Source organism: Mesorhizobium metallidurans STM 2683, assembly GCF_000350085.1.
Lineage (GTDB): Bacteria > Pseudomonadota > Alphaproteobacteria > Rhizobiales > Rhizobiaceae > Mesorhizobium > Mesorhizobium metallidurans.
The window spans coordinates 69861-87200 of sequence record NZ_CAUM01000130.1 but is presented as its reverse complement, the minus strand read 5'-3'; the positions used below and the strand labels follow the sequence as shown (position 1 = coordinate 87200).

The window sequence follows — 17340 nt, the reverse complement described above, 5'->3', positions numbered from 1 at the left end:
CGTCCTTGACGGGGAGAGGGTAAGGGTGAGGGGCAGCTCGGCGTGGCCGATTGTGGTGCCAATGAAGCGAATTCTGATCCTCGGCGGAACCACTGAAGCCCGGCAACTGGCGGGAAAGCTGGCCGCGCGGGCCGATCTCGCGATCACATTGTCGCTGGCCGGCCGCACCGAGAATCCTGTCACACAAGGTGTGCCGACGCGGGTCGGCGGCTTCGGCGGCGCCGAAGGACTGGCAGCTTATTTCGGCGAAGCGGGCATGCATCTGCTGATCGACGCCACGCATCCCTATGCTGGGCGCATTTCCGCCAATGCGGCGCAAGCAGCGCGCAACACCGGCGTGCCGATCATTGCCTTGCGCCGCCCAGGCTGGGAATCGGTTCGTGGCGACCGCTGGATACCGGTCGACAATGTTGCCGGTGCGGTGGAAGCGCTTGGAGCGTCTCCGCGTCGCGTTTTCCTGGCGCTCGGCCGGCAAGAGGTCGCGGCCTTCGAGGCGGCACCCCAGCATCACTATCTCATCCGCAGCGTCGAGCCGGTCGAGCCGAGGCTGGCGGTGCATGACGCGACCTATCTGCTCGCACGTGGGCCGTTCCGCGAGGCGGACGAGCGCACGCTGCTCGAAAGCCATAGCATCGACACCGTCGTGTCCAAGAACAGCGGCGGCGAGGCGACCTATGGCAAGATCGCGGCGGCGCGGGCGCTTGGCATCGAGGTGATTGTGATCCGCAGGCCGACCCTGCCGGACGTGCCTTCGGCCGAAACCGTCGAAGCGCTTGCCGCGATGGTCGATCATTTTCTGGAACCCGACGCCGAACGCGGCGTGTAGACCAGCGCTGGCCGGTCGCCGCGCTTGATGATCCTGGTTTCCGGCGAGCCGATGATGATGCAGGTCGCCATGTCAGCCTTTTCAGCGTCGACATCAGCCAGCAGATAGACCTCGATGCGCTCGTCGGGCCGGCCCGCGGCGCGGCCGAAGATGACCGGCGTGGTGCCGGGCAGGATCGCTGTCAGGCATTCGAAGGCGCGGCCAAGCTGCCAGGGACGCGCCTTGCTGATCGGGTTGTAGAGCGCGATGACGAAGCCGGCTCCGGCTGCCGCCAGCAGGCGCAGTTCGATCAGCTCCCATGGCTTCAGATTGTCGGACAGCGAGATGGCGCAGAAATCATGGCCGAGCGGCGCGCCGATGCGGGCGGCAACGGCAAGCATGGCGGTGATGCCGGGCACGATGGCGACATCGACCGCGCGCCATTCGGTCGGGCCGGCCTCGATCGCCTCGCAGACAGCGGCCGCCATGGCGAAGACACCGGGATCGCCGCCCGAGACCACGGCGACCTCATGGCCCTCGGCTGCCTTTACCAGCGCGTCCTTGGAGCGCGCGAGTTCCTCGCGATTGTCGGAGGCGACGCGGGTCTGGTCCGGGCGCAGCTCGAGCCGGTCGAGATAAGGCTTGTAGCCATAGAAGAATTTGGCTTCCGCGACAGCGCGGCTCGCTTCGGGCGTGACCTGGTCGGCGTTGCCGGGTCCAAGGCCGATGACAGTTAGGCGCCCGCTCATGGCTTGGCTCCCGACGCACCGGGCCGGCCCGGCCAGCCGGCCACCAGCACGATGGCGAAATAAGGCGCCTTGTCGTCCTGCTTGTCGGCCAGCCGCATAGAGACGCTGCCCGGCATGGTGCCGCGCTCGACATAGACGGCGCGCGTCAGCTTGCCGGTCGCTTCCAGCGCCCGCCTGATCTTGGGCAGGTTGCGGCCGACCTTCATGATGACGGCGGCGTCGGTGTCGGCGAGGCGGCGTGTCAATTCGAACTCGCTCATCGTGCCGGGCAGCACGCTCAGCACGTCGTCGCCCTGGACGATCGGCAGGCCGGTCGCCGACCAGCAGCCGGACATGGCGGTGACGCCGGGAATGACTTCGGTTGGGAAACGGTGTGCCAGCCGGACATGGAGATGCATGTAGGAGCCGTAGAAGAGCGGATCGCCCTCCGAAAGCACCGCCACCATCCTGCCGGCGCCAAGATGCTCGGCGACACGTTCGGCCGACTCCTCATAGAAATCTGATATCTGTGAGCGGTAGTCGTCGTGATCCCTGTCGATCTCGGTCGTCACGGGATAGAGCAGCGGCAGTTCCAGCATGTCCGGCCGGAAGCGCGCCTCGACGATGGCGCGTGCATTGCTGTTGTTGCCGCGCTTGGCGAAATACGCCACGACATCGGCCTCGGCCAATATCCGCGCGGCCTTCAGCGTCAACAATTCAGGATCGCCGGGACCGGTGCCGACGCCGACCAGACGGCCCCCTGAACGGGCTTCGTGAAGCGCGTTCACAGGCCCGGCCTCGCCAATGCGTTTAGCGCGGCGGCGGTCATGGCGCTGCCGCCCAGCCTGCCGCGCACGATGGCGCAGGGTACGCCGTAGGAATTCCCGGCCAGTGCATCCTTCGATTCGGCCGCACCAACGAAGCCGACCGGCATGCCGATGATCGCCGCCGGTTTGGGGGCGCCGTCGCGCAGCTTCTCCAAGAGATAGAAGAGGGCGGTCGGTGCATTGCCGATGGCGACGACAGAGCCGGCCATGCGCTCACCCCAGAGGTCGATCGCCGCGGCCGAGCGGGTGTTGCCGATCGTCTTGGCGATCTCGGCGGTGCGCGGATCGCGCAGCGTGCAGATCACCTCATTGCCGGCTGGCAGCCGGGCACGGGTGACGCCATGCGAGACCATTTCGGCGTCGCAGAAGATCGGCGCGCCGGCTGCCAAAGCGGTGCGCGCGGCGACAACGAAATCGCTGGAGAAGACGAAATGTCTGACAGCCTCGACCTGGCCGCAGGCATGGATCATGCGGATGGCGACATCAGCCTCGGCCTCGGAAAAGCGCGACAGGTCGGCCTCGGCGCGGATGATGGCGAAGGAGCGTTCATAGATCGCCGTGCCATCATGGATATAGTCGTAGGTGATGTCATCCTGGGTGGGCATGCTCATTCCTGTCGGTAAGCCTCGGTGATACCGGCCACGCCGAGCCTTGCCAGGCAGGCGGCGGTCTCGCCTCGAAGTCGCGCGCTGCGCAGGGCTGCCGCGACGCGACTGATGCCGCGCGCGGCGTCATAGCCCGGCCTGTATCCGGCGGGAAGGGCCTTCGCCGTCCCGTTGACGACAAGTCCGGCTCCGTTTTCGCCGCCGACCAGGGTCAGCGTCGCCGGGCCGGGATGCGCGCAGCCCTTGGCGCAGCCGGAGATGTGCAATGTGAGCGAGGAATCGAGGAGGTCGTGGTTCTCCGCCGCGATTGTCTCGGCGATGTCGCGCGTCGCGATCCGCCCGGAGGCGCAGGCCGGCGCACCGGGGCAGGCGGCGATGCGGGTGCGTGGGTCCGATGGGTCGGTGACGAAGCCGAGGGTGGCGGCCGCCTGCTGAAGGCTCTGGTTGGCGGCTGCAGGCTGACCAAGAAAAAGCAGGCCGCGGCTTGGTGCGAGGCGGATTTCGGTGACGCCAAGAGCGAGGGCGCTCTGCGCAAGGTCGATGATCTTGTCTGCCGGCATGCTGCCGAAGGGCAGGCCGATGCCGAGGGCGGTATCGGCAGAGGTCAGGGCGAAGATTCCAATAGGTCGGCGTTCCTTCGCGCCCCCCTCTGTCCTGCCGGACAGGACAGAGGGGGGCGCGAAGGAATGCCAACCGGCGAGAGATGTCAGCTGCTTCTCCGACAAATCCCTTCCGTGGGCTTCTCGGCCCTTTTCGGCAACCATCCTTAGAATCGCGACGGCGATATCACGGGCAGCATCTTCCTCGACCATAACGAGCGGCGTCGTATACTGCCTGTCGCCGGCAACGGCTACCAGCCAACGGACGCCCGCGTCGGTTCTGATCGCAGTCAGCCTGACATCGGCCGTCACCGCATCCATGGTCAGCTGCCCGCCGCCATCGACAACGACCGAAACCTTGGGGCCGAGCCACTGCACCAGCCCGGCTTCGTCAATCGCTGCGCGAATACGCTCAGCCAGCGGACGCGGGTCGGCGATCTCCTGCGGATCCAGCCCCGCCAGCGGCCCGGTCTCCACCGGTACGCCGGTGCGCACCGCAATCCCGAGCGCATCGACCTCCGCTGCCAGCCGCCGCGCGCTTGCCGGCGTCAGGCCGCGGATCTGCAGGCTGCCGCGCGCGGTGACTTCCATGATGCCGTTGCCGTGCCGTAGCGCGGATTCGCAGAGTCCGATCAACGATTTCGGCGATAATCCTCCTGCAACAGGATTGAGCCGCACCAGCAGCCCGTCGCCGGTCTGCATCGGCTTGCCGAGGGCAGGGCAAGCGCCACGGCGGGAGAAGGCGTTCATGCCGCCACCCCGAGCGCCTGGGCTTCGGCGATCAAAGCCGTGAGGTCGTCATCGACGGAATTGCGCAGGGGATGCCAGAGGCCGCGCCGCCGCGCCGAGAGGAAACGCTCGGCGATGACTTTGGCCGCAGCAGGGTTTTCACGCAGGATGAAGGCACGAATCTCGGAATCCCCGAGATAGGCGTCATGCACGGCCTCGATCAGCGCGCCCGGTATGGCGTGGGTGGTTTCGGCGAAGCCGACGAGACGGTCGACCGTCTCGGCGAATTCCGAGGCGCCGCGCGGGCCGTGGCGCATCTGGCCTGATATGAAGCGCGGGTTGACCGCGCGGGCGCGAACCACCCGGGATACGGCCTCGCCGACCGAGCGCGGCTTCGGCTTTTGCGGATCTGACGTGTCGAGCACGATGACATCGGCGTTCCTGCCGAGTGCCGCGAGCGCCGCCGAAAAGCCGCCGATGAAGGCGACGTCGGCGGAACCTTCGAGGATGTCGCGGCCGGGATCGTCGCCGGTATGGACCAGCAGATCGGCCTCGGCGATGCGGCCCGCGAAGGCGCCGGGCGCGGAAATACCTTCGCCCTCGGCGCCGCCATAGGCATGCGAGGTGGCGTCAAGGTAGGCGCGGCCGATCTCCTCGCGCGCCGCCCAGTCGCCGCTCGACAGCAAGTCCTCGACGCCGGCGCCGTAGGTGCCTGGCGATGTGCCGAAAATGCGCGGGCTGATCTTCCCCTCTGCGCGCGTCCTGGCCGCAAGCGGGTTTTCCGAAGCGTCTTCGTCGCGGGCAGCGACGGCGTTGGCGGCGGCGTCGATCAGCGCGATCTGGGTCGGGAACATGTCGCGGAACAGGCCTGATATGCGCCAGGTGACATCGACGCGTGGGCGGCCGAGCGCTGCCGGGGGCAGCACCTCGATGCCGGTGATACGGCCGGTGGCGGCATCCCATTGCGGCCGGCAGCCCATCAGCGCCAGGCCTTGCGCGATCTCCTCGCCGCCGGTGCGCAGCGAGGCCGAGCCCCAGAGGTCGATGACCAGCGAGCGCGGCCAGTCGCCATGCGACTGCATGTAGCCGCGAACGACTTCCTCGGCCGCCGCCTTGCCGAGATCATAGGCGGTCGGCGTCGGCATGGTACGGGGATCTGATGTGAACAGGTTGCGGCCGGTGGGCAAAACGTCGGAGCGGCCGCGCGCCGGTGCGCCGGCCGGACCGGCCTTGATGTGGCGGCCATCGAGCGCCGCGAGCAAGGCAGCCTTCTCGGCCGCGGCACTTAGCCTGCGCAAGGGATCGGTCTCGCCCGCGCCTTCCCCCTGGGCGAGCGGCCATAGACGTGCAGCCCGTCCTTGATGGCGAAATCCTTGAGGTCGCAGAGCCAGGCATCGATGCGGCGTAGCGCTTCATCGGGCGCGTCGGTGCCGGCGACGCCTGCTTCATTGGCGAGCCCGGTCTTCTGCGCGGTCTCGACGATCAGTTTCGCCAGGCGGTCGCGGCGGCGGCGGTCGAGGCCGTCGGCCTGGGCATATTCGTCGACCAGCCGCTCCAATTGCTGCTGGTTCTCGTCGAGCCCGGCGCCGGTCAGCGGCGGCGGCAGATGGCCGAGGGTAACGGCGGCAATGCGCCGCTTGGCCTGTGCGGCCTCGCCGGGGTTTGAGACAATGAAGGGGTAGATGACGGGCAGCGACCCGGTGACGATCTCGGGGAAGCAGTTTTCGCTGAGCGCCACCGTCTTGCCTGGCAGCCATTCCAGCGTGCCGTGTGCGCCGACATGGATGAGGGCATGGACGTCGAGCGATTTGCGCAGCCAGAGGCCGAAAGCGATGAGGGCATGGCGGGGCGGCAAGGTCGGGTCGTGATAGTCGGCGCGGCGGTCGGCCGAGCGGCCGCGATCGGGGGCGAGGGCAACGGTGATGTTGCCGAAGGTGGCGGCGCGGAAGGGGAATTTGGCGACGGCAAGCGCTTGAACACCCCCCTCTGTCCTGCCGGACATCTCCCCCTCAAGGGGGGAGATTGGCAGTTCCGATGCCGTCGCTCCTCCTGCAACGTTGCTAGTTGGCGAAAGCAGAGATGACAGCGCAATCTCCCCCCTTGAGGGGGAGATGTCCGGCAGGACAGAGGGGGGCGCCTCGCGCGAACCTGTCTCATCTTCCGCTTTTCCCCAAGCCGCCTCTACCGCAGCGAATGCCCCCGTCGGCAATTCCGTGGAGAAGTCGAGATAGTCCTCCAATCCCAGTCCATCATTGCTGCGCTCCAGCATCCCCAGCAACCCACGGGGCGTTTGCGGAATCCCTTCAACGGCGTAGCCCTGTTCGCTCAAATCGTGCAGCATGGCCAGCACGCTGGAGGGCACATCGAGGCCGACGGCATAGCCGGTGCGGCCGGGGGCGCTCGGATAGTCGGGGATCAGGATGGCGAGCTTGCGTTGTCCGCGCGGCGTCCGCCGCAGGCGAATGTGGGCTCCGATGCGGGCGGCCACCTGCGCCACGCGATCTGGCTCCGGCCGGTTGGCGAAGGCGCGGAACGCCAGCGCCGGATCGGTTTCGACCTCGCCCTTGAAGGAGATCGCGCCGGCGAGGATGCGGCCGTCGAGCTCGGGCAGCACGACATGCATGGCGAGGTCGGCTGGGGCCAGGCCACGCTGGTTGTTTTGCCAGATGTCGCGGCGAGTGGTTGCGACGATGACCTGGAAGACAGGCACGCCGGCGCGGCCGAACAAGGTTTCGACGCCGGGCTCGGCGCCGGAGGCGAAGGCCGTGGCGGTGATGATGGCGGCGGGGTTCAGCGCTACGAGCGCGGTTTCGACAAAGGCGAGCGATGCCGGGTCCTTGAGACTGGAGACGAAGATGGGGACGGGGGCCATGCCGCGCGCGCTCAGCGCCTCAAAAAGGGCGTCGATCGGCGCGACATCTGCGGCCAGCAGCATCGAGCGATAGAACAGGATGGGGACGACGGGCGCGTCGACAAAGGTGTTGTCGGCGCCGAGATCCTTGCCGACATTTAAGAGGTCTGGCTTCTCTACGACCCCAAGTCCCGGCTGATAGTAGCCCGCCTTCGGCACGCTGACCGGTTCGGCGACCTCCGCATCCGACCCGGCAAGCCTCGCCATTCTCCGCACCAGCGCGGTCATATTCTCCGGCCCGCCCTCGCGAAAATAGCCAAGCAGGCCGTCCAATTCCTTGCGTGGCAGCGTCGAGCCTTCGATCAGCCGCAGATCCTCGTCATGGCTCTCGCCGGGCAGCAGTGCGAGCTTGATACCGCGTGCGCGCGCAATCGTGGCAAGCTGGTCGCAGCCATAGCGCCACCAGTCGTAGCCGCCGAGGATGCGGACCAGGACGACCTTGGCGTGGCGGGCGACGCTGTCGATCCAGAGATCGACGGACATGGGATGGCGCAGATCGCGCAGTGCCGCCAGCCGCATCGTGGGCAGACGTACGGCATCCGCCTTCCACGCTGCCGCCAGGCCGGCCAGATCGCTGTCGGTGAAGGACAAGGCCACGACATCCGCCGGCGTCTGCCTGAGATCGACAGGTTCGGCCAGATCGTCGAGCGAGGCGGACGTGGTGGTGAGGATGTGCATCGCGGTTTTTGCTCTACCTCAGCCGGCGAGGATACGCTCGATGGCCGGGCGGTTCAGCCCTTTCAGGCCGATGACGACGAGGCGCGAGCGGCGGTCGTCCTCGGCCGTCCAGGCGCGGTCGTAATAGTGATTGACGCGCGGGCCGACGGCCTGCAGCAGCAGCCGCATCGGCTTGCCGCCGACCTCGACGAAGCCTTTCACACGCAGCACGTTTTCTTCTTCGGCGGCGGTGGCGACGCGTTTTGCCAGTTCGTCCGGGTTGGAGACGGAGGCGATGTCGATGACGAAGGAGTCAAAATCGTCATGCTCGTGGTCGAGTTCGTCGTCGTGATGGGTCTTGCGGTTTTCGATGTCGTCCTCGACGGCAAGGCCGAGACCGAGCAGCACGGAGGGATCGACCTTGCCCTGCGAGGTCGGCACGATCTTGACCGCGCGGGCGACATGCTCGCCGATGATGGCGTTGGCGCGGGCCGAGCCGGCGGCGTCCATCAAATCGCTCTTCGACAATATGATCAGGTCGGCGCAGGCGACCTGATCCTCGAACACTTCCTCGACCGGGTCGTCGTGATCGAGCGTCTCGTCTTGCGCCCGCTGCGCCTGAAGTGCGTCCATGTCGTTGGCAACGCGGCCTTCCGCCAGCGCCGGTCCGTCAACCACGGCGATGACGCCATCGACCGTCACCCGGCTTTTCACCGACGGCCACTGGAAGGCCTGAACCAGCGGCTTGGGCAAAGCGAGGCCGGAGGTTTCGATCAGGATATGGTCGACCTTGGGGGTCCGCGACAGGATCTGGTCGAGCGCCGGCACGAAATCGTCGGCGACGGTGCAGCAGATGCAGCCATTGGCCAGTTCGACGATGTTTTCTTCTGGGCAAGAGTCGATGCCGCAGCCTTTCAATATCTCGCCGTCGATGCCGATGTCGCCGAACTCGTTGACGATGATGGCCAGCCGCTTGCCCTTGGCGTTTTCGAGCAGGTGGCGGATCAGCGTCGTCTTGCCGGCGCCGAGGAAACCGGTGACGACAGTGCAGGGGACGCGGGAGACGGAAGCGGTCATATCAAGTCCTTCAGGAGGTCGAGGGGAGGGATGCGGGCGACAAGGCCGCGCTTCAAGCTATCGGGGCGGCCCCGCCAGGGGATGAGACCGTCGGTCGACGTGGCGAAGAGCTTTGCGCCGGCGACGAGATCGGCGCCGCTGGTGGGAGTCAGGTCGCCGAAGACGTAGCTCCAGCAGCCATCACGAAGGATCGCGGCGCTGAGGCGACGCTTGCAATTGCCAAGGCATTCGACGGTGCGGATGCCGATTTTTTCGCCAGAGGCGGCTTGGCGCGCGTCTTCGGCCAACAATTCGCCAGCGCGGGGATGGGCATCGGAGCCGGTTTCGTCGCGACAGGAAGCGCAGACGATGACGGTGACGCCGGCCAGGGAATCGTCGCCGCCGGACAATATGCCCGCTGTCTCAGCCGAAAAACTGCTGTCGCGTTCCAAATCAGGCTCCTTGCCCGGAAAACCCGCCAGGCGATCGGATTCTTTAGTCCCGGACGGCAGGTCTCCTGGCTCGCGGGTCATCGCCTGGGTGCCGCCTTCCCGGGAACATCCCAGTGGTTTTCGGCCTTGGCTCGTCGCTTACAGTTGCGGGGACAGCCGCGGATTTGAAACCGAGATTTCGCACCGCATTCCCTCTTGGCTCCTCCCTTTGCCGAGAGGAGACCGTCTGGACCGGATTTAGGCTTGTGTATGCAGGCGTGTCAACGCGCGTCTACGACGCGTTGATGTCGGCAAGCGTCGGACCCAGATCGCCTGCGGGCGTGACTTCAATCCGTTCCAGGCCGAGCCAGCCCTGCATTTGCTTCAGCTCCTCGACAAGCGCGGCCGCTGTTCCAGCGGGCGCGCCAGGTTCGGCATAGGCGGCATGAACGCGCAGCACACCCGCAGGGCGATCTGCCTTGAGGTCGACGCGCGCCACGATCCTGTCGCCAAGCAGAAACGGCAGGACATAATAGCCGTATTGGCGTTTTTGGGCCGGGGTGTAGATCTCGATGCGGTAGCGAAAGTCGAACAGTCGCTCAGTGCGCGATCGCTCGAAGACGACCGGATCGAAGGGAGCCAGCAAGGCGCGGGCCTCGATTTTTCGCGGCAAGCGGGCGTCCTTATGAAGGTAAGCCGGCTTGTCCCAGCCTTCGACGCGCACCGGCAGCAACTCGCCCAACTCGACCAATTCCTCCAGCCGGCCCTTCATATCGGACGGCGACAGGCGGAAATAGTCGCGCAGGTCGCCTGATGTCGCGATGCCATGGGCGCGGGCGGAAATGCGCAGCAAATCGCGATGCGCGTCCTCGATGGCGGGCACCGGCAGGGCGAGCACGGCAGGCGGCAGCACGCGTTCGGGCAGGTCGTACAGCCGCTCAAAGCCACGACGGGAAGCCGTGGTGATGCGACCGGCCCAGAACAGCCATTCGAAGGCGTGCTTGGCGTGGCTCCAGCCCCACCAGCCGCCCGAGCCTTTCTGGCCTTCCAATGCAGAAGCGGCGATCGGGCCGCGTTCGGCGACCTCGCGGTAGATCTCTTCGATATAGGCGGCGTGTTCGCGGCCCCATTTGGCGAGGCCCAGATACATTTCGTCGCCGCTTTCGGCGCGCTGCATGCGCCAGCGCATCAGCGGCCAGGTCTCGACCGGCAGGAAGGAGGCTTCGTGCGCCCAATATTCGAACACCATGCGCTTGCGGGTCACTGCGGCGTTGTCCAGCAGAGCAAGCTTATAGGGGCCAAGGCGCGAATAGAGCGGCATGTAGTGAGCGCGCACCACCGCGCTGACGGAATCGATCTGCAGCAGGCCGGTGCGCGCCAGCACGCGGGCCAGATGACGACGGTCGGGTGTGGCGCTTGGTCTGGCGTCGGCAAAGCCCTGAGCGGCAAGCGCGATGCGCCGGGCCATGCGAAGCGAGATCTTTTCCTTCATGCGGACGGGGCTCCGATGGGCGTTTGACCGAGATTCAAGGGATGATTCCTGACCATGCTAGCAGGGTTTTGGCGGGATATATGTCAGGAGAGAAAAGTGGAGTAAAAAGTGAAGGAAATCAAACAGGAGCGGATCGGACCAGTTTTTCCGGATGTGCCGTCCAGCACCGTGTTTTGAACAAGGTTTGACTTGCTTCGCCGAAAGCGCTGCGCTAACCCTCGCCGCGTTGCAGCATAGGCCCTTCAAACGGTTCAGCGGTTAATCTGTCACGCTTCCGCATTAAGGTCTGTTGCTGTAATCAAAGTGGATTGGCAACGGAAAGCCGCAGCATGAACGCACTCCTGAGTTCGTACCTGCCCATCGTCCTGTTCATCGGCGTGGCGCTGGTCGTCGGTCTGGCGCTGCTTGTGGCGCCGTTCCTGGTGGCTTACCGCAATCCCGATCCGGAAAAGCTTTCCGCCTACGAGTGCGGCTTCAACTCGTTCGACGACGCCCGCATGAAGTTCGATATCCGCTTCTATCTGGTGTCGATCCTGTTCATCATCTTCGACCTGGAAGTGGCCTTCCTGTTTCCGTGGGCGGTGTCGTTCTCCAAGATCGGCATGCTCGGGTTCTGGTCGATGATGGTGTTTTTGGCGGTGCTGACCATCGGCTTTGCCTATGAGTGGAAAAAAGGAGCGCTGGAATGGGATTGAACGACAGTTCAGGCACCCTTGTCGCGCCGAAGCCCAAGGGCATCATCGACCCCAACACCGGTCGACCGGTCGGTTCTGACGATCCGTTCTTCCTCGAGATCAACAGCGAGTTGGCCGACAAGGGTTTTCTCGTCACCTCGACCGAGGCGCTGATCACTTGGGCGCGCAGCGGCTCGCTGATGTTCATGACCTTCGGTCTCGCCTGCTGCGCCGTCGAGATGATCCACACCTCGATGCCGCGCTACGACTCGGAGAGGTTCGGCGTTGCCCCTCGCGCGTCGCCGCGCCAGTCCGATATCATGATCGTCGCCGGCACGCTGACCAACAAGATGGCGCCGGCGCTGCGCAAGGTCTACGACCAGATGCCGGAGCCGCGCTACGTCATCTCGATGGGCTCCTGCGCCAATGGCGGCGGCTATTACCACTATTCCTATTCGGTGGTGCGCGGCTGCGACCGCGTCGTGCCGGTCGACATCTATGTGCCCGGCTGCCCGCCGAGCGCCGAAGCGCTGCTCTACGGCATTCTTCTCCTACAGAAGAAGATCCGCCGCACCGGCACGATCGAGCGGTAGATCCATGAGCGCATCCCTTAGCGAACTGTCGACCTATCTCGGCGAAAAGCTGCCCGGCCGCTTCAGCGACGCTGTGCTCGCCTATGGCGAGCTCACCGTCTCGGTCGAACCGCGCGACCTGATCGAGGTGGCGACGTTCCTGCGCGACGATCCAAAATGCCAGTTCATTTCGATCATCGACGTCTGCGGCGCCGACTATCCGTCGCGGACCAAGCGCTTCGATGTCGTCTATCACTTGCTGTCGCCGAAGCAGAATTTTCGCATCCGCCTCAAGGTCCAGGCCGACGAGGAAACCATGGTGCCGTCGATCACCGGCGTCTATCCCGGAGCCGACTGGTTCGAGCGCGAGACCTACGACCTCTATGGTGTGCTGTTCTCGGGCCACCCAGACTTACGGCGGATCCTGACCGACTACGGCTTCGAGGGCCATCCGCTGCGCAAGGATTTCCCGCTGACCGGCTTCGTCGAAGTGCGCTACGACGACGAAGCCAAGCGCGTCGTTTATGAGCCGGTCGAGCTCAAGCAGGAATTCCGCAATTTCGATTTTCTGTCCCCTTGGGAAGGCACCGATTATGTGCTGCCTGGGGATGAGAAGGCAAAGCAGTAAATGGCTGAAACCTCCGTCCGCAACTTCAACATCAATTTTGGTCCGCAACATCCGGCGGCGCATGGCGTTTTGCGCCTGGTGCTGGAGCTCGACGGCGAAGTCGTCGATCGCGTCGATCCGCATATCGGGCTGCTGCATCGCGGCACGGAAAAGCTGATCGAGCACAAGACCTACCTGCAGGCCGTGCCTTATCTCGACCGGCTCGATTATTGCGCGCCGATGAACCAGGAGCATGCCTTCGCGCTCGCCGCCGAGCGGCTGCTCGGCATCGAGGTGCCGAAGCGCGGCCAGCTGATCCGCGTGCTCTATTGCGAGATCGGCCGCATCATGTCGCACATCCTCAATGTGACGACGCAGGCGCTGGATATCGGCGCGCTGACGCCGCCGCTATGGGGCTTCGTCGAGCGCGAAAAGCTGATGGTGTTCTACGAGCGCGCCTCGGGCTCGCGCATGCATGCGGCCTATTTCCGGCCGGGCGGCGTCCATCAGGACCTGCCGCACAAGCTGGTCGAGGATATCGGCAAGTGGATCGACCCGTTCCTGAAGTCGCTCGACGACCTCGATGCGCTTCTCACCGGCAACCGCATCTTCAAGCAGCGCAACGTCGACATCGGCACGGTGTCGCTGGCCGATGCCTGGGCCTGGGGCTTTTCCGGGGTGATGGTGCGCGGCTCGGGCGCGGCCTGGGACCTGCGCAAGTCGCAGCCCTATGAATGCTATGCCGAGATGGATTTCGACATCCCGATCGGCAAGAACGGCGACTGTTTCGACCGCTACCTCGTGCGCATGGAAGAAATGCGCCAGTCGGCCAAGATCATGCGCCAGTGCGTCGATCTTCTGGTCGGCAAGGAGGGCAGCGGGCCGGTGTCGAACCTCGACGGCAAGGTGGTGCCGCCGAAGCGCCCGGCGATGAAGCGCTCGATGGAAGCGCTGATCCACCACTTCAAGCTCTACACCGAAGGCTACCGTGTGCCGGCCGGCGAGGTCTATGCGGCGGTCGAGGCGCCGAAGGGCGAATTCGGCGTCTACATGGTCTCCGACGGCACCAACAAGCCGTATCGCTGCAAGCTGCGCGCGCCAGGCTTCGCGCACCTGCAAGCCATGGATTTCCTGTGCCGCGGCCACATGCTGGCCGACGTCACCGCCGTTCTCGGCTCCCTCGACATCGTGTTTGGTGAGGTCGATCGCTAAAATGTCAGTCCGCCGTCTCGCAGAAGCCAGCGTCCAGCCAGCGTCCTTCGCCTTCAACCGGGCGAATGCGGCGGCGGCCAAGCAATGGATCAAGAAATATCCGAAGGGCCGCGAGCAATCGGCGATCATCCCCTTGCTGATGCTGGCGCAGGAGCAGGAAGGCTGGGTGACCAAGGCGGCGATCGAGACCATCTCCGACATGCTCGGCATGCCCCGTATCCGCGGGCTCGAAGTCGCGACCTTCTATACCCAGTATCAGCTCAATCCGGTCGGCACCCGCGCGCATATCCAAGTCTGCGGCACCACGCCCTGCATGCTGCGCGGCTCGGAAGCGCTGATGGATGTCTGCCGCTCGAAAATCCATCACGAGCAGTTCCATACCAACGATAAGGGCACCCTGTCCTGGGAAGAGGTCGAATGCCTCGGCGCCTGCGTCAACGCACCGATGGTGATGATTTTCAAGGATACGTTCGAGGATCTGACGCCTGAGCGGCTGGCCGAGATCATCGACCTCTACGGCGCCGGCAAGGGGGCCGAGGTCAAGCCCGGCCCGCAGAATGGCCGCATCACCTCCGAGCCGATCACCGGCCTGACGACGCTGAAGAGCGAAAAGGCCATCCTCAAGGCGACCCGCGACAGGGAAGCCAAGGAAGCTGCCAAGGCGGCCAAGGCAGTACCCGACGCCATCGTCGCCGAGGTCGTGCCGGCTCCCGCCTCTGCTCCGGCTCCCGCCGTCGCGCCGTCGAAGGCCAGCAAGCCGAAGACCGATGCGCCCGAAACCAGCCCGGCGTTGAAGACGCCTTCGGCGATCAAGGTTGCGCCTGCCGCGGAAAAGGCGGCGAGCGTGGCCGCCCCGCTGCATTCGGCCGCCAACGCCAACAAGGCCTCGCCGGAAGTCGAGAAGGTCTCCAAGCAGCGCAGCGGTCCGAAAAACAAGGCCGAGCCTGCGGCTGCGTTCAAGTCGCCGGAGGCCAAGGTGCCCGCTGCCAGGCCGGCAAAGCCTTCGCTGGAAGACAAGAACCGCCCGGCCGGTATCGAAAAGCCGGCGCTGGTCGACGATCTCAAGCTGATCTCCGGCGTTGGCCCGAAGAGCGAGGGCATCCTGCATTCGCTCGGCATCTTCACCTTCGCGCAGGTCGCCTCCTGGAAGAAGGCCGAGCGCGAATGGGTCGATGGCTATCTGAGCTTCCACGGCCGCATCGAGCGCGAAGACTGGGTCAAGCAGGCCAAGGCGCTCGCCAAGGGCGGGGTCGCCGAATATATCCGCGTCTTCGGCAAGAAGCCGGTCTGAGGGACGAACAATGCTTCAGGACAAAGACCGTATCTTCAACAACATCTACGGCCTCTTCGACAAGTCGCTGGCCGGCGCGATGGCGCGTGGCGCCTGGGACGGCACGCCCGGCATCATCGCCAAGGGGCGCGAGTGGATCGTCAACGAGATGAAGGCCTCGGGCCTGCGCGGCCGCGGCGGCGCCGGTTTCCCGACCGGGCTGAAATGGTCGTTCATGCCCAAGCAGAGCGACGGCCGGCCGAGCTATCTCGTCGTCAATGCCGACGAATCCGAGCCCGGCACCTGCAAGGATCGCGACATATTGCGCCATGATCCGCATACGCTAGTCGAAGGCTGCCTGATCGCCGGCTTCGCCATGGGCGCGGTTGCCGCCTACATCTATGTGCGCGGCGAGTTCATCAGGGAGCGCGAGGCGCTGCAGCGCGCCATCGACGAGGCCTATGAGGCCAAGCTGATTGGCAAGAACAATATTTCCGGCTACGATTTCGACATCTATATGCACCACGGCGCCGGCGCCTATATCTGCGGCGAGGAGACGGCGCTGCTCGAAAGCCTCGAAGGCAAGAAGGGCCAGCCGCGGCTGAAGCCGCCGTTCCCGGCCAATGTCGGCCTCTATGGCTGCCCGACCACGGTCAACAATGTCGAGTCCATCGCGGTCGCGCCGACCATCCTGCGCCGGGGTGCTGCCTGGTTCTCGTCCTTCGGCCGGCCCAACAATGTCGGCACCAAGCTGTTTTGCATCTCCGGCCACGTCAACAATCCGTGCACCGTCGAAGAGGCGATGTCGATCCCGTTCCGCGAGTTGATCGAGACGCATTGCGGCGGCATCCGCGGCGGCTGGGACAATCTGCTGGCGGTCATTCCGGGCGGCGCCTCCGTGCCGCTGGTGCCGGCCGAGCAGATCATCGATGCGCCGATGGATTTCGACGCGCTGCGCGACCTGAAATCGGGTCTCGGCACGGCGGCTGTCATCGTCATGGACAAATCGACCGATATCGTGAAGGCGATCGCCCGGCTCTCCTATTTCTACAAGCATGAGAGCTGCGGCCAGTGCACGCCGTGCCGCGAAGGCACCGGCTGGATGTGGCGGGTGATGGAACGGCTGGTGCGCGGCGAGGCGCAGAAGCGCGAGATCGACATGCTGCTCGACGTCACCAAGCAGGTCGAGGGCCACACGATCTGCGCGCTGGGCGATGCGGCGGCTTGGCCGATCCAGGGCCTGATGCGGCACTTCCGCGGCGAGGTGGAGCGGCGCATCGACGAGTTTTCGCGCAACGCCCACCGGGCCGAACCGGTGATGGTGGCGGCGGAATAGAAATACGGGCTAACGCCCGATTTGAAATACGGGCAAGTGCCCGATTTGAAATACGGGCGGAAGCCCGATTTGAGGAAACGGCTCGGGGCAACGGAAGAAACGACCAGGAGACCACCTATGTCGCTGTATTCAGGACCCGACGATTTGATGCCCGATTTGGACCCGTTCGAGAAGATGAACCAGGATCTGACCAGGATGATGCCGAAGGAGATGGCGAGCGCCGTCAATCTCCTGGCGCACCCTGTCGCGGGAGCGGCGGCGATGTCGGCGCTCGGCATCGGGCTGGCCAATCACGCCTTTGGCGTCTGGATGGGCGCGCTCTCGGGTGCCGCCGAGGCTTCGCAGCGGCTTTTTCAACCGATCGTCGACGATTTCGAAGCCAGGACCGAACGCTTTTCGGAAACCACGAAAAACTCCTCGACCAAGGCGCGCGCGGCGACGAAGACCTTGATCGCCGAGGCGCAGTCCTTCGCCAGGGACGTGAATGACATAGCGGCGAGCACCAAAGGCGGTGCGGCAAACGCCATGGATACAAGTTCAACGGCCGGCGGCGCGCCGGCCGGCCTGATGCCCGAGGATTTCAAGCAGCCCAAGGCCATGGACCGGCCGGCGAAGCCAGCCGACCTCAAGGCGATATCGGGCATCGGGCCGAAGCTGGAAAAGGTGCTGAACGGCCTGGGCATCTGGACATACGGCCAGATCGCGGCATGGACGCCGGAAGAGATCGCCTGGGTCGACGATTATCTATCGTTCAAGGGCCGCATCGATCGCGACGACTGGACCCGGCAGGCGGCGGCACTCGCCGCCAAGGCCAAGAGGTAGGACACGA

At 65.2% G+C, this 17340-nt stretch carries 15 protein-coding genes, 1 pseudogene and 1 riboswitch; of the genes and pseudogenes, 8 read left to right on the top strand and 8 right to left on the bottom strand.

Annotation, left to right across the window (positions count from 1 at the left end):
- Positions 1 to 61 precede the first annotated feature (61 nt).
- Positions 62 to 826: a cobalt-precorrin-6A reductase gene (locus MESS2_RS21385; protein ID WP_040593650.1), complete on the top strand. Its 765-nt coding sequence runs from the start codon at positions 62 to 64 to the stop codon at positions 824 to 826.
- Here the strand turns inward: MESS2_RS21385 and MESS2_RS21380 are convergent.
- From MESS2_RS21380 to MESS2_RS21345, 8 genes and pseudogenes are all read right to left on the bottom strand, one after another.
- Positions 790 to 1554: a precorrin-3B C(17)-methyltransferase gene (locus tag MESS2_RS21380; protein WP_008876535.1), complete on the bottom strand. Its 765-nt coding sequence runs from the start codon at positions 1552 to 1554 to the stop codon at positions 790 to 792. The two genes, MESS2_RS21385 and MESS2_RS21380, sit on opposite strands and share 37 nt — an antisense overlap.
- Positions 1551 to 2321 (bottom strand): precorrin-2 C(20)-methyltransferase, encoded by a 771-nt coding sequence (locus MESS2_RS21375; RefSeq protein ID WP_008876534.1) that lies wholly within the window; start codon positions 2319 to 2321, stop codon positions 1551 to 1553. The genes MESS2_RS21380 and MESS2_RS21375 overlap by 4 nt, the downstream gene beginning before the upstream one ends.
- A complete protein-coding gene (locus MESS2_RS21370) occupies positions 2318 to 2971 on the bottom strand; it encodes a precorrin-8X methylmutase (RefSeq protein WP_008876533.1) in 654 nt (217 codons plus the stop codon). Before MESS2_RS21370 ends, MESS2_RS21375 begins: the two co-directional genes overlap by 4 nt.
- Complete coding sequence (gene cobG, locus MESS2_RS21365; RefSeq protein ID WP_008876532.1) at positions 2968 to 4314, bottom strand: precorrin-3B synthase; 1347 nt, start codon at positions 4312 to 4314, stop codon at positions 2968 to 2970. The genes MESS2_RS21370 and cobG overlap by 4 nt, the downstream gene beginning before the upstream one ends.
- A pseudogene (locus tag MESS2_RS21360) lies at positions 4311 to 7882 on the bottom strand (cobaltochelatase subunit CobN). Before MESS2_RS21360 ends, cobG begins: the two are co-directional and overlap by 4 nt.
- Positions 7883 to 7900: 18 nt before the next feature.
- The gene (gene cobW / locus MESS2_RS21355) at positions 7901 to 8938 is read right to left on the bottom strand and encodes a cobalamin biosynthesis protein CobW (RefSeq protein WP_008876531.1); all 1038 of its coding nucleotides are present in this window, start codon (positions 8936 to 8938) and stop codon (positions 7901 to 7903) included.
- Positions 8935 to 9369 (bottom strand): DUF1636 family protein, encoded by a 435-nt coding sequence (locus tag MESS2_RS21350; RefSeq protein ID WP_008876530.1) that lies wholly within the window; start codon positions 9367 to 9369, stop codon positions 8935 to 8937. Before MESS2_RS21350 ends, cobW begins: the two co-directional genes overlap by 4 nt.
- Positions 9370 to 9407: 38 nt before the next feature.
- A riboswitch (cobalamin riboswitch) is annotated at positions 9408 to 9611 on the bottom strand.
- A 29-nt stretch (positions 9612 to 9640) separates the two neighbouring features.
- Positions 9641 to 10840 (bottom strand): winged helix-turn-helix domain-containing protein, encoded by a 1200-nt coding sequence (locus MESS2_RS21345; RefSeq protein ID WP_008876529.1) that lies wholly within the window; start codon positions 10838 to 10840, stop codon positions 9641 to 9643.
- Positions 10841 to 11169: 329 nt separating this feature from the next.
- Between MESS2_RS21345 and MESS2_RS21340 the strand changes: the two genes are divergently transcribed.
- From MESS2_RS21340 to MESS2_RS21310, 7 genes are all read left to right on the top strand, one after another.
- Entirely contained in the window at positions 11170 to 11535 is a 366-nt protein-coding gene (locus MESS2_RS21340) for an NADH-quinone oxidoreductase subunit A (protein WP_006335683.1), read from the top strand.
- Positions 11526 to 12107 carry a NuoB/complex I 20 kDa subunit family protein gene (locus tag MESS2_RS21335; RefSeq protein ID WP_040593648.1) on the top strand — a complete coding sequence of 194 codons (582 nt, stop codon included), beginning with the start codon at positions 11526 to 11528 and terminating at the stop codon, positions 12105 to 12107. The genes MESS2_RS21340 and MESS2_RS21335 overlap by 10 nt, the downstream gene beginning before the upstream one ends.
- 4 nt (positions 12108 to 12111) lie before the next feature.
- Positions 12112 to 12714, top strand: a complete 603-nt coding sequence (locus tag MESS2_RS21330; RefSeq protein WP_040593644.1) for an NADH-quinone oxidoreductase subunit C — start codon at positions 12112 to 12114, stop codon at positions 12712 to 12714.
- The gene (locus tag MESS2_RS21325) at positions 12715 to 13905 is read left to right on the top strand and encodes an NADH-quinone oxidoreductase subunit D (protein WP_040593642.1); all 1191 of its coding nucleotides are present in this window, start codon (positions 12715 to 12717) and stop codon (positions 13903 to 13905) included. It abuts the gene before it with no gap.
- 1 nt (position 13906) lies between these two features.
- Entirely contained in the window at positions 13907 to 15196 is a 1290-nt protein-coding gene (locus tag MESS2_RS21320) for an NADH-quinone oxidoreductase subunit E (RefSeq protein ID WP_008876527.1), read from the top strand.
- Between the two features lie 10 nt (positions 15197 to 15206).
- Positions 15207 to 16511 (top strand): NADH-quinone oxidoreductase subunit NuoF, encoded by a 1305-nt coding sequence (gene nuoF / locus MESS2_RS21315; protein WP_008876526.1) that lies wholly within the window; start codon positions 15207 to 15209, stop codon positions 16509 to 16511.
- A 117-nt stretch (positions 16512 to 16628) separates the two neighbouring features.
- On the top strand, positions 16629 to 17333 hold the full coding sequence (locus MESS2_RS21310; protein WP_008876525.1) for an NADH-quinone oxidoreductase subunit E: 705 nt from the start codon (positions 16629 to 16631) through the stop codon (positions 17331 to 17333).
- Positions 17334 to 17340: the final 7 nt, after the last annotated feature.

Bases quoted from the DNA above. Each gene is read 5' to 3' on its own strand.
- MESS2_RS21380 (WP_008876535.1), bottom strand. From the start codon at position 1,554: ATGAGCGGGCGCCTAACTGTCATCGGCCTTGGACCCGGCAACGCCGAC.
- MESS2_RS21340 (WP_006335683.1), top strand. From the start codon at position 11,170: ATGAACGCACTCCTGAGTTCGTACCTGCCCATCGTCCTGTTCATCGGC.
- MESS2_RS21325 (WP_040593642.1), top strand. From the start codon at position 12,715: ATGGCTGAAACCTCCGTCCGCAACTTCAACATCAATTTTGGTCCGCAA.
- MESS2_RS21335 (WP_040593648.1), top strand. From the start codon at position 11,526: ATGGGATTGAACGACAGTTCAGGCACCCTTGTCGCGCCGAAGCCCAAG.
- MESS2_RS21370 (WP_008876533.1), bottom strand. From the start codon at position 2,971: ATGAGCATGCCCACCCAGGATGACATCACCTACGACTATATCCATGAT.
- MESS2_RS21330 (WP_040593644.1), top strand. From the start codon at position 12,112: ATGAGCGCATCCCTTAGCGAACTGTCGACCTATCTCGGCGAAAAGCTG.
- nuoF (WP_008876526.1), top strand. From the start codon at position 15,207: ATGCTTCAGGACAAAGACCGTATCTTCAACAACATCTACGGCCTCTTC.
- MESS2_RS21310 (WP_008876525.1), top strand. From the start codon at position 16,629: ATGTCGCTGTATTCAGGACCCGACGATTTGATGCCCGATTTGGACCCG.
- cobG (WP_008876532.1), bottom strand. From the start codon at position 4,314: ATGAACGCCTTCTCCCGCCGTGGCGCTTGCCCTGCCCTCGGCAAGCCG.
- MESS2_RS21385 (WP_040593650.1), top strand. From the start codon at position 62: ATGAAGCGAATTCTGATCCTCGGCGGAACCACTGAAGCCCGGCAACTG.
- MESS2_RS21320 (WP_008876527.1), top strand. From the start codon at position 13,907: ATGTCAGTCCGCCGTCTCGCAGAAGCCAGCGTCCAGCCAGCGTCCTTC.
- MESS2_RS21345 (WP_008876529.1), bottom strand. From the start codon at position 10,840: ATGAAGGAAAAGATCTCGCTTCGCATGGCCCGGCGCATCGCGCTTGCC.
- cobW (WP_008876531.1), bottom strand. From the start codon at position 8,938: ATGACCGCTTCCGTCTCCCGCGTCCCCTGCACTGTCGTCACCGGTTTC.